Annotated in this window: 11 protein-coding genes, 1 tRNA gene and 1 pseudogene; 9 read left to right on the forward strand and 4 right to left on the reverse strand. The window is 62.4% G+C overall.

Features of this window, described 5'->3' with window-relative positions; all coding sequences use genetic code 11:
* Window positions 1-387 precede the first annotated feature (387 nt).
* Window positions 388-464 (reverse strand) — tRNA-Met (locus tag ABR948_RS27540).
* A gap of 330 nt (window positions 465-794) precedes the next feature.
* Between ABR948_RS27540 and ABR948_RS27545 the strand changes: the two genes are divergently transcribed.
* Both ABR948_RS27545 and ABR948_RS27550 read left to right on the forward strand, forming a co-directional pair.
* On the forward strand, window positions 795-2228 hold the full coding sequence (locus ABR948_RS27545; RefSeq protein WP_428124136.1) for a coniferyl aldehyde dehydrogenase: 1434 nt from the start codon (window positions 795-797) through the stop codon (window positions 2226-2228).
* A 157-nt stretch (window positions 2229-2385) separates the two neighbouring features.
* The gene (locus ABR948_RS27550; RefSeq protein WP_428124138.1) at window positions 2386-3987 is read left to right on the forward strand and encodes a GMC family oxidoreductase; all 1602 of its coding nucleotides are present in this window, start codon (window positions 2386-2388) and stop codon (window positions 3985-3987) included.
* Here the strand turns inward: ABR948_RS27550 and ABR948_RS27555 are convergent.
* Together ABR948_RS27555 and ABR948_RS27560 are read right to left on the reverse strand one after the other, a co-directional pair.
* Entirely contained in the window at window positions 3984-4256 is a 273-nt protein-coding gene (locus tag ABR948_RS27555; RefSeq protein WP_428124140.1) for a hypothetical protein, read from the reverse strand. The genes ABR948_RS27550 and ABR948_RS27555 overlap by 4 nt on opposite strands.
* Before the next feature lie 123 nt (window positions 4257-4379).
* Window positions 4380-5141, reverse strand: coding sequence for an SDR family oxidoreductase (locus ABR948_RS27560; protein ID WP_428124142.1), 762 nt, complete (start codon window positions 5139-5141; stop codon window positions 4380-4382).
* 107 nt (window positions 5142-5248) lie between these two features.
* Here ABR948_RS27560 and ABR948_RS27565 point away from each other — a divergent pair, with 107 nt between their 5' ends.
* The 6 genes and pseudogenes from ABR948_RS27565 to ABR948_RS27590 all read left to right on the forward strand — a co-directional run bounded on the left by ABR948_RS27565 (window position 5249) and on the right by ABR948_RS27590 (window position 10111).
* Complete coding sequence (locus ABR948_RS27565) at window positions 5249-5761, forward strand: CvpA family protein (RefSeq protein ID WP_428124144.1); 513 nt, start codon at window positions 5249-5251, stop codon at window positions 5759-5761.
* A 138-nt stretch (window positions 5762-5899) separates the two neighbouring features.
* Window positions 5900-6572, forward strand: a pseudogene (locus tag ABR948_RS27570) (SDR family oxidoreductase).
* A gap of 72 nt (window positions 6573-6644) precedes the next feature.
* Window positions 6645-7487 carry an MBL fold metallo-hydrolase gene (locus tag ABR948_RS27575; RefSeq protein ID WP_428124146.1) on the forward strand — a complete coding sequence of 281 codons (843 nt, stop codon included), beginning with the start codon at window positions 6645-6647 and terminating at the stop codon, window positions 7485-7487.
* Between the two features lie 129 nt (window positions 7488-7616).
* On the forward strand, window positions 7617-8459 hold the full coding sequence (locus ABR948_RS27580; protein WP_428124148.1) for a fumarylacetoacetate hydrolase family protein: 843 nt from the start codon (window positions 7617-7619) through the stop codon (window positions 8457-8459).
* A 129-nt stretch (window positions 8460-8588) separates the two neighbouring features.
* Entirely contained in the window at window positions 8589-9203 is a 615-nt protein-coding gene (locus ABR948_RS27585) for a glutathione S-transferase family protein (protein WP_428124150.1), read from the forward strand.
* A 29-nt stretch (window positions 9204-9232) separates the two neighbouring features.
* Window positions 9233-10111 carry an MBL fold metallo-hydrolase gene (locus ABR948_RS27590; protein WP_428124152.1) on the forward strand — a complete coding sequence of 293 codons (879 nt, stop codon included), beginning with the start codon at window positions 9233-9235 and terminating at the stop codon, window positions 10109-10111.
* Between the two features lie 9 nt (window positions 10112-10120).
* On the opposite strand, the gene ABR948_RS27595 is transcribed toward ABR948_RS27590, so the two are convergent.
* On the reverse strand, window positions 10121-10663 hold the full coding sequence (locus tag ABR948_RS27595) for a methylated-DNA--[protein]-cysteine S-methyltransferase (RefSeq protein ID WP_428124154.1): 543 nt from the start codon (window positions 10661-10663) through the stop codon (window positions 10121-10123).
* Between the two features lie 251 nt (window positions 10664-10914).
* Between ABR948_RS27595 and ABR948_RS27600 the strand changes: the two genes are divergently transcribed.
* Window positions 10915-11423, forward strand: a 509-nt coding sequence (locus ABR948_RS27600; protein WP_428124156.1) for an alpha/beta fold hydrolase, incomplete at its 3' end; no start/stop codon positions are given.

An 11423-nucleotide genomic window follows, 5' to 3' on the forward strand; every position in this document is an offset into this window, starting at 1 on the left:
GTCGCCGCAAATGCTGCACACGTCGTTGCTGTTCGCCATCTTGATTATTTGGCGCGTGTGCGCGGCCTGCTGTGGGTTGAAAGCCTCTAGCGCGGTGAACCATTCGGGTGAATGCGGTTTTGGAAAAAGCGGCAAAAATAAAATCTCCATAGAAATATTCGTCGTGACGAATTGGTGAGTTGAATACTCTCCTAACTTAGGAGGAAGTCAGGCTGCCGCAAGACGACGTCCTGCCCTGCTGCCGCTGGAAGGCGCAGCCCAAAGCGGCAGGGCGCCAGAGGTGCGAATTACGGTGACACGAATTACGGTGCACTAAACTAGCCGCCCAGACGCATACCGGCATAAAAAATCCCCGGCAATCCATCAGGACTGCCGGGGCTTTTAGCTTGGTTGCGGGGATAGGATTTGAACCTATGACCTTCAGGTTATGAGCCTGACGAGCTACCGGGCTGCTCCACCCCGCGATAAACCTTTGCCTGCCCCCTCAAAAACCGATTTCCGAAACGAATCTGGCCAACGCCCGAAGGCGCCGATCGATCCCGTCCGGAGGCTTCCTGAGAAGGCGACCCCGGGCAATGCCCCTGGGTGCGAGCGGTATGTACCAACGCGGACCTGCTTTGGAAAGGCCCATCAGCCACCTTTTCCGGTTTTTATGACGGCTAAAATACCCGATTCCGGGCCAAACCGGCCCGGTGAGAGCGCTCTTGCCAGAAGTTCCGCAAAAGCTCAGCCTTGGGCCAAAAATTGGGGCCGATAACAGGACCTCAAGGGAAACGCCATTCGAGGGAAACGCCATGGACCAGCCACTGAAAAGCCCGGGCCAGAATGCCCTGGACGACGCCTTTCACGCCATGTTCGAGCTGTCGCGGACCAGGCCCGCGCCTGATCTGGCCGAACGACTGGACCGGCTGGCGCGGCTGCGCGCCATCATCTCGGACAACGAGCCCCGTTTCGAGCAGGCCATCTCGGCGGATTTCGGCCATCGCAGCACCACCGAGACCGCGATCGCGGAAACCATCTTGGTGCTTGGCGAGATCAGGCACGCCGCCAAACACCTGAAGAAATGGATGGCGCCGCAGCGCGTCGCGACCGCGCTGCAATTCATGCCCGCCAAAAACCGGCTGATGCCGCAGCCGCTCGGCGTCGTCGGCATCATCGCGCCGTGGAATTATCCGCTGCAGCTGACGCTGGCGCCGGCGGTGGGTGCCATCGCCGCGGGTAATCGCGTCATGATCAAGCCGAGCGAGCTGGTGCCGCGCTTTTCAGCCTTGCTAAGGGAATTGATCGCCGCAAAATTCGACGCCACCGAGATGCTGGTGACCGGCATCGACGACGATATCGCCAAAGCCTTCGCCGCGCTGCCGTTCGACCATCTGATCTTCACAGGCTCGACCCGCGTCGGCCGTCTGGTCGCGGAGGCGGCGGGGCGCAACCTGACGCCGGTCACACTCGAACTCGGCGGCAAATCGCCCGCCATCATCGACCGCTCCGCCGATCTGGCGCAAGCCGCCGAGCGCATCGCCTATGCCAAACTGGTCAACGCCGGCCAGACCTGCATCGCGCCGGACTATGTGCTGGTGCCGGAATCCTCGTTGCAGGATTTCGCCGAAAAAGTGCAGGGCCATATGCGGCGCATGTTCGGCACCAATCCCGACAACAAGGATTACACCTCGATCGTCTCCGACCGGCATTATGCGCGCCTGCAGGGCCTGGTGGCCGACGCCGCCGCCAAGGGCGCGCGCATCATGCAGGCGGCGACGCCCGACGACCCCGCCTGGAAATCGAAGCGCAAGTTTCCGCCGACCATCGTCGTCGGCGTCACGTCAGACATGACGATCATGCAGGAGGAAATCTTCGGACCGCTGCTGCCGGTCATCGGTTATCAGGATGCAACGGAGCCGGTATCCTATATCAACCGGCACGACAGGCCGCTGGCGCTGTATTGGTTCGGCAAGGATCACGCGGCGCGCGACGAGGTGCTGGCGCGCACCGTGTCCGGCGGCGTCACCGTCAATGATTGCCTGTTTCACTTTACCCAGATCAATCAGCCGATGGGCGGCATCGGCGCGTCGGGCACCGGCGCCTATCACGGCGAATGGGGTTTCAAAGCCTTAAGCAAATTGAAGCCGGTGTTCTATCGCTCGCCGCTCAACCGGCTGGCCGATCTCTATCCGCCCTATGGCGCCAAGATCGCGCGGCTGGAGAAACTGCTGCGATTGATGTCGTAGCGGATGGCGCAGCGCCGGAAATGCAACCGGTTTAAAGCCGTCATTGCGAGGAGCACTTGCGACGAAGCAATCCAGCGGCAAATGCAGGACCAATGGATTGCTTCGTCGCTTCGCTCCTCGCAATGACGGAAATAACAAACGCTTGGGGGGACTGCGCGTGACGGATACCTTTGATTTTGTCGTGGTGGGCGGCGGCTCCGGCGGGTGTGCGGTGGCAAGCCGGCTCTCCGAGGATCCCTCAACCTCGGTGGCGCTGCTGGAGGCCGGCGGCAAGGATGACAATTGGGTGGTCACCACGCCGGGCGCGCTGATCCTGATGGTCTCCGGCAAGGTCAACAACTGGGCGTTCGATACCGTGCCGCAAGCGGGCCTCAACGGCCGCATCGGCTATCAGCCGCGCGGCAAGGGGCTCGGCGGCTCGTCCGCGATCAATGCGATGGTCTATATCCGCGGCCATCGCAGCGACTACGACCGATGGGCCTCGCTCGGCAACACCGGCTGGTCCTATGCCGATGTGCTGCCTTTTTTCAAACGCTCGGAAAACAATTCCGAACTCGACGGCGAATATCATGGCAAGGGCGGACCGCTCCATGTCACGGGGTCGCGGACCGACAATCCGGTGCGCGAGATCTATCTGCAGGCCGCGCGCGAGGCGCAGTTCCGCATCCGCGAGGATTTCAACGCCGAGGAGCAGGAAGGCCTCGGCGCCTACCAGCTGACGCAGAAGAACGGCGAGCGCTGGAGCGCGGCCCGCGGCTACATTCACCCCTTCATGGCCACCCGCGCCAATCTGCGCGTCGAGACCGATGCGCACGCGACCCGCATCCTGTTCGAGGGCCAACGCGCGGTCGGCGTCGAATACCGGCAGGGCAAGGATATCAAGCAAATCCGCGCCCGCCGCGAGGTGATCGTTTGCTCCGGCGCGTTCCAGACCCCGCAACTGCTGATGCTGTCAGGGGTCGGCGACGGCGCCGCGCTGGCCAAACACGGTATCGCATCAACGCATCATCTGCCGGGTGTCGGACAGAACCTGCAGGATCATCCGGACTTCGTCTTCGGCTTTACCTCGGACGCGCCGCACTTCGCGGGCCTGTCGTTCGGCGGCATCGCGCGAATCTTCAAGGGCATCGCGCAATACCGGCGCGAGCGGCGCGGGCCGATGACGTCGAACGTCGCCGAATGCGGCGGCTTTCTCAAAACCCGCCCCGACCTCGATGTGCCCGACATCCAGCTGCATTTCTGCATGGCGATGGTGGCCGATCACGGCCGCAAGCCACGCTGGGGCACCGGCTTCTCGTGCCACGTCTGCCTGCTGCGCCCCGCCAGCCGCGGCAGCGTCGCGCTGCAAAGCGCCGATCCATTGGCGGCGCCGGCGATCGATCCGAATTTTCTCGGCGAGGATTCCGACCTCGAGGCCATGGTCGCGGGGTTCAAGATGACCAGGCGGCTATTGGACGCGCCCGCGCTGAAGGCGCTGCAAACCTCCGACGTGTTCACGGCAGGCGTCGAGACCGACGACGACATTCGCAAGGTGTTGCGCCAATATGTCGACACCGTCTATCACCCGGTCGGCACCTGCAAGATGGGTGTCAACGATCCCCTGGCAGTGGTCGATCCGAAACTCAGGGTATACGGGCTCGAAGGTCTGCGCGTGGTCGATGCTTCCATCATGCCGACCCTGATCGGCGGCAACACCAATGCGCCGACCATCATGATCGGCGAGAAAGCCGCCGACATGATCAAGGCGGAGCTGCGTTAACGTCCGGTCGGATGGTAGCCGCCGGCGCCGTTCGGATGATAACCACCCGAACCCGTCGGATGATAGCCGCTGGAGCCTGTCGGTTGATAGCGGGCGACCGTCGTGGTTTCGATCGACCTGGCTGTTGGACGCGCGGCTGGACCGACGGCCGCGGCGGCGGGTCCCGTGAAGGCGGGCGTGTTCGCATCGCGATCTACCGCGGTCACATAGGGATGCGCGTTAGCGGCCGTTGCGGCCAGGAGAAATCCCAAACAGGTCAAAATTTTCATGGTGATGCCTTCCGATGATCTGCCAACAACTCAATATCGGAGGGATTTTAAGGAAGGGCAGTCGGATTGACTAAAATCCGAAATACATCTTTGACGCGAATCCGGGATCGACCCGGACGGCCCTCACGTCAGCAAAAACCCGCCGTCCACGGTGACGACGCTGCCGGTCATGTAGCGCGAGGCGCCGGAGGCCAGCAGCAGGATGGCGCCGTCGAGATCGGATTCGGCGCCGGTCCTTCGCTGCGGAATCCGCTTTGTCAGCCTCTCGCCCGCGGGCGTCGACCAGAAATCGTGGTTCATCTCGGTATCGATATAGCCTGGCGCCAGCGCATTGACGCGGATCCGGCTGCCGGCCAGTTCCAGCGCCATCGCCTTGGTGGCCTGGATGATCCCCGCCTTGGAGATCGTATAGGGCGCGAGAAATTTCATCACGCCAACGCCGAGCACCGAGGCGATATTGACGATATTGCCTTCCTGCCGGCGCGCGATCATCCGCCGCGCCATTTCGGTGGCCGTGAAATACGCGCCCTTGAGGTTGGCGTTGATGACGGAATCCCAATCCGCCTCGGTCTGATCGACCGCGAGCTTCTCGACCGCAATGCCGGCATTGTTGATGAGCACACTGACCGGGCCGAGTGCGGCCTCGGCGCTGTCGATCGCCGTTCCGATCGAGGCGGTGTCGGTCACGTCCATCTGCACCGCGACGGCGCGGCCGCCCTGCCCGCGGATTTCATCCTCGAGGCTTTTCAGCTTGGCGGTCTGGCGCGCCGCCAGCACGACCGCGGCGCCATGCGCGGACAGCACGCGCGCGAATTGCCGCCCCAGGCCCTGGGAAGCGCCAGTGACGAGAATGATTTCTTTACTGACGTCGAATAGATCAGACATGGCCAGTTCCCCGGAGATGACAGTCGTTCATTGATACAGACGATTTTCACGATCACAAACCCGATTTGTTGACCAACAACCCCGCCCCCAAACAGGCAAGGTCAGCCATGAACAATTTCGATGCCGCGATCTATATCGGATTGGCTGTTGCCGTGATCACCGGTTTCAATTCCGGATTGCTGCGCAGCGGGGTCACGATACTGGCCTATCTGATCGCGATGCCGATCGCGGTCTGGGCGATGTCGCTGCTGTCTCGCCGGATCGGCAGCAGCGAACTCGACCTGGCGCAGAATTCACCCCTGTTCTTCGGAATTTTCCTGGTGGTTGGCCTGGTGCTCGGAAAATTCATGCGGATGGCGGTCGACGACATGATTGGGCCCAGTGCCGGTATCGGAGATCGCCTCGCGGGTGCGGCGCTTGGCATTGTGCGCGTGGGCCTTGTCGCGATCACGCTGGTAATGGTTTTCGATCAGTTGGTGCCAGCCGACCGCCAGCCGGCATTCCTCAACGGTTCGCAGCTGCGGCCGCTGCTGTCGCAGGTTGGTCAAAGAGGTTTCAGATCCCTGCCACCGGATGTCGTCGCCTATATCGATCGACTGAAGAGAGATCGGCGGATATAAGGGTTCGAACAGCCGACCGGCGCGCCTTCCCTGATATGCATTTCGGCCGTGCCGCGGTCCCTTATCAGCGCCCCCGGGCTTGGCTACGATGGCCTTATCAGGCTACAGAAAATCATCTGAACCGACGGGAGTGAGACAGTGGATCTTGGGATCAAAGGCCGCCGCGCCATCGTGTGCGCATCCAGCAAGGGTTTGGGACGCGCCTGCGCGATGGCGCTCGCCGCCGAAGGCGTGCATGTCACGCTGACCGCGCGCGGCGCCGAAGCGCTGGCGAAAACCGCCGCCGAAATACGTCAATTGAGCCCCGGCGTCACGGTGACGGAAGTCGTCGGCGACATCACCACGCCTGAAGGCCGCGAGGCCGCGCTGAAGGCCTGCCCGGATCCGGATATCCTGATCAATAATGCCGGCGGCCCGCCGCCCGGCGATTTCCGCAACTGGGTCCGCGACGACTGGATCAAGGCGATCGACGCCAACATGCTGACCCCGATCGACGCGCGCCGGCCTCACCGGCTTTGTCGCCGGAATTGCGCGCAAGACCGTGATCAACAACGTCACCATCAACGGCTTGCTGCCCGGCCCGTTCAATACCGACCGGCTGCGCGGCGCGGTCGCCAAGGCGGAAGCGGAAAAGCGCGGTGTCAGCGTTGACGCGATGCTGGCCGAGCGGGCCAGACTCAATCCCGCCGGTCGCTTCGGCGAGCCCGACGAATTCGGCCAGGCTTGCGCGTTTCTGTGCAGCGCCAAGGCCGGCTTCATCACCGGACAGAACATCCTGCTCGACGGCGGCGCATTCCCCGGCACGCTGTAGCTCAAGATCAAAGCCACCGGCGCCGTCGATCAATCCGGCGCCGGTTTGTGCGATCAAAGGGGGAGACAACGCATGCAATGGACTGTCGGCAAGGTCAGGATCACCAAAATCGTCGAGCTCGAGACCACCGGCAGCACACGATTCATCCTGCCCTTGGCCAGCAACGACGAAGTCCGGAAATTGCCCTGGCTCATTCCGCATTTCGCGACGGAGGAAGGCCGGCTCAAGATGTCGATCCATTCGCTGGTGGTCGAGACATCATCGCGCCGGATCGTGGTCGATACCGGGCTCGGCAATGACAAGGAAGGCCGCAACGTGCCGACCTGGAATCACCGGACCACGCCCTTCCTTGAAACCATGACCGCGGCGGGCTTCCCGCCCGACAGCATCGACACCGTGCTGTGCACCCATTTGCATGTCGACCATGTCGGCTGGAACACAAAGCTCGCCGGCGGCCAATGGGTGCCGACCTTCGCCAATGCCCGTTATGTGTTCGGAAAAACCGAATATGAGCACTGGCGCGACCACAGCACGGAGCCCGACAAAACGGCGGTATTTCACGACTCCGTGAAGCCGATCATGGAAGCCGGCAAGGCCGATCTCGTCGCCAGCGATGCCAGGCTCGGTGATGAAATCAGCCTGATCCCGACGCCCGGCCACAGTCCCGGCCATATGAGCCTCCACATCAGATCTGCCGGCGAAGAAGGCCTGCTCACCGGCGATGTCGCTCACCATCCCTGCCAGATGGCGCATCTCGACTGGTCATCGACCGCCGATTCCGATCCCGTCCAATCGATCGTGACGCGGCGCGAATTGTTCTCGCGCTTTGCCGACACGCCGACGCTGGTGATCGGCGGGCATTTCGATGCCGGCCATATCAAGCGTGAAGGCGATGCCTTCAAATTCATCGTCTAGGGCGATCGCAAGGGCGATGCCACGGGAGACAAGAGGCAGCCATGCGGCGCGCAGTCAGCCATTGAATTTCAGCCCACGCTGTTCCATGAAACAGCCAAGCAAACAGACCACCCCAGGGAGTAGAGAGACATGAAGCTCGTTCGTTACGGAACCATTGGCCAGGAAAAGCCCGGTCTGATCGATAAATCGGGCCAATTGCGCGATCTCTCAGGCCATGTCAGGGATCTCGATGGCGCGGCCTATGCCCCGGCCTCGCTGGCCAAGCTCGCCGCGCTCGACCCCGCCAAGCTTCCCGCCGTCGACGGCAAGCCGCGGCTCGGCGCGCCCGTGACCGGCATCTCGAAATTCGCCGCGATCGGGCTGAATTATACCGACCATGCCAAGGAGACCGGAAACCCGATACCGGCGGAACCGATTTTCTTCCTGAAAGCCAACACCGCGCTCAGCGGCCCGAACGATCCGGTGGAGAAGCCGCGCGGCTCGACCAAACTCGACTGGGAAGTCGAAATCGCCGCCATCATCGGCACCCGCGCCAAATATGTCTCCGAGAGCGATGCGCTCAACCACATCGCCGGCTATTGCGTCTGCAACGACGTGTCCGAGCGTAATTTCCAGATCGAACGCCTGGGCCAATGGACCAAGGGCAAGTCGCACGACACCTTCGGCCCGCTCGGCCCGTGGCTCGTCACCAAGGACGAGATACCGGATGTGCAGAACCTGTCGATGTGGCTCGACGTCAACGGCCAGCGCCGCCAGACCGGATCGACCACGACCATGATCTTCACCATGGCAAAGTGCATCTCCTATCTGTCGCACTTCATGACGCTGCTGCCCGGCGACGTCGTCACCACAGGCACGCCGCCCGGCGTCGGCCTCGGCATGAAGCCGCCGCAATTCCTCAATGTCGGCGATGTGGTCACGCTCGGCATCGAAGGGCTCGGCGAACAGCGGCAGGAAATCGTTGAGGCGTAACAAGCAGAACCCTCGTCATTGCGAGGAGCGCAAGCGACGAAGCAATCCATTCCAACCGTGACTATGGATTGCTTCGCTTCGCTCGCAATGACGGCGGTTACCATCACAGTACTCCCAAGGGATCACCCCATGAAACTCACCTACTCTCCCGCCTCGCCGTTCGCCCGCAAGGTGCGCATTGCCGCGATCGAACTTGGCCTGATCGACCGAATAGAATTCGTCCCGACCGCGGTGGCCCCGGCCAAGCCCAACGATGAATATGCGCAAATCAATCCCTTGAAGAAGCTGCCGGTGCTGATCGCGGACAATGGCGATGTCATCCTGGATTCCTATGTCATCGTCGAATATCTCGACGAGCTCGCGGGCGGCGGAAAACTGATCCCGGCGTCCGGACCGACACGGTGGAAGGTCAAGAGCGATCACTCGCTGCTGCAGGGCATGCTCGATTCCATGCTGCTGTGCCGCTACGAGCGAATGGTGCGGCCGCAGGGGTTGCAGTGGCAGGCATGGTCCGACGATCACTGGAACCGGGCATGGCAAGGCATGGCGCGCTTCGAGCAGCAGGCGGACGTGCTGTCGCGCCCGCTGGATATCGTGCAGATCGCGCTGGTCTGCGTGCTCGGCTATGCCGATTTCCGCTTTACCGATTGCGGCTGGCGCAAAGCCTATCCGAATCTCGATGTCTTCAATGAAAAAATGCTGAGCCGGCCGTCGGTCAAGATCTCGGTGCCGCCGCCGGCGTGACGTGAGGGAAGTTGCCAAGGAAAGTTGCCATGAGTCTCAGGTTTACCGCCGGCGATCTCACCATCCATCGTATCATCGAGCAGGAGACCACCTTCCTGCCGGCGCTGGAGCTATTGCCTGCCCTGACGCCGGATCTGCTCGCAGACAACAGGGCTTGGATGCAGGAGGCCGGCGCCCTCGACGCCAACGACGTGCTGATCCTGTGCTTCCAGTCCTACATCGTGAAGACACCGCATCACACCATTCTGATCGACAGCTGCATCGGCAACGACAAGCCGCGGCCGCTGCGCCCGAAATGGAACATGAAGACCGACCATACCTATATGCGGATGCTCGCGACCGCGGGTTTTGCGGTCGAGGACATCGATTTCGTGATGTGCACGCATTTGCATGTCGATCACGTCGGATGGAACACGCGGCTGCAAGGCGATCGCTGGGTGCCGACGTTTCCCAATGCGCGCTACATCTTCGGCAAGGACGAGTTCGATTACTGGACCGAGCAAAACGCCAGGACCCCCGTGCCGGCCTTCGGCGACAGCGTGTTACCCGTTGTCGAAGCCAACCGGGCCGAGATCGTGGGCAATGATTATGGGATCGGCGACCACGTGCGGATCCTGCCGACGCCGGGCCACACCCCGGGCCATGCCGCCTTCACCTTTGGCCGCGGCAGGGACGAGGCGGTGTGCAGCGGAGATTTGATGCATTCGCCGCTGCAGACACGCTATCCTGAATTGTCGGTGAAGTTCGATGTCGACCAGGCGCAGGCGGCATTGACGCGGCGACGTTTCCTGGAACGCTATTGCGACACCGAGACACTGTGCTGTACTGCGCATTTTCCCTCGCCATCGGCCGGGAAAATCCGGCGCCGGGGCGATGGATTTAGCTGCGAAGCGGTTGCGGCGGATTAAGCCGGGAGCTCAGTCGAACAAACTGGGCGTGTGATTGACCACCGCGCCTTCGATGGCCAGCATTTTCAGCTTGGTGACGACGCCGCCATTGGCGGAAAATCCGCCGGGCTTGCCGCCGGCAGCCAGCACACGGTGGCACGGCACCACGATCGGGCAGGGATTGCGCCCGAGCGCCTGGCCGACATCGCGCGACAGCTCGACGCCGCCCAGCCGTTTGGCGATATCGCCATAGGTCAGCGTCTGACCCGGCGGGATGGTGCGGGCGATGTCGTAGACGCCGCGGTGGAATTCCGGAACGTCTTCCAGATCGAGCACGATGTCGGCGAGATCGTTCGGCTTGCCGGCGAGCAATTCGACGATCCCCTCGATCGCGCTTTGCACCTCGGCCGGCGGTGGGGCCTCGGCGATGTCGCCGTAGCGCTGGCGGATGCGCCCGCGGGTCTTGTCTTCACTGCCCATCGGCAACTGTACCGCATTGATGCCGCGCGGCCCCCATGCAACGCCGCAGCGGCCGATCGCGGTGTCGAATATCGCAAAACAATAGCCGGTCATGGCTGGCTCCGATCCTGTCATTCCCTGAGCTTGATGCCTGCCAGCAATATGGGCTTGGAGATTATTGCTTGCCACCCGAAATCCGAAGCATCCACCGTGTCGTTCCCGGGAACGGGAACCATGCGCATTGGCCTTTCGGCGCAGGCGCATCCCTTGCCGCACGTCGGAGAATGGGCATTGCCCCAGCTTTCGTGGAATGATTGACTCATCCGCCAACCCACATTCCTGCCCCGCCACCCCACGAGCCCCCCATGCAGACCCTGCGCGTCAACGGATACGACATGGCCTATCTCGAGGTCGGCCAGGCAAGGGATAACCAGCCGCCGCTGGTCTGCGTGCACGGTTCGCTGTGTGATTTCCGGATCTGGTCGGTGGTGCTCGGTCCCCTGACGCAACACCATCGGGTGATCGCGGTGTCGTTGCGGCATTTCTTTCCCGAACACTGGGATGGTGTCGGCGATACCTATTCGATCGCCCAGCATGTCGATGACTTGATCGCTTTCATCGAGCAGCTCAACGCAGGGCCGGTGGACCTGTTGGGGCATTCGCGTGGCGGGCATATCTCGTTTCGTCTCGCGCAGCGGCGGCCTGATCTATTACGACGGCTGATCCTGGCCGAGCCCGGCGGCGAGCTCGACGCCACGCTCGATCCGGCGGCGGTTGGCGGACCCTCGCCGCTCGCCGCGAGGTTCGCGACGGCCGCCGAAAAGATCGCGGCCGGCGACATCGACGGCGGGCTGGCTTTTTTCCTGGACGTACT

Source organism: Bradyrhizobium sp., assembly GCF_050014615.1.
GTDB lineage: Bacteria > Pseudomonadota > Alphaproteobacteria > Rhizobiales > Xanthobacteraceae > Bradyrhizobium.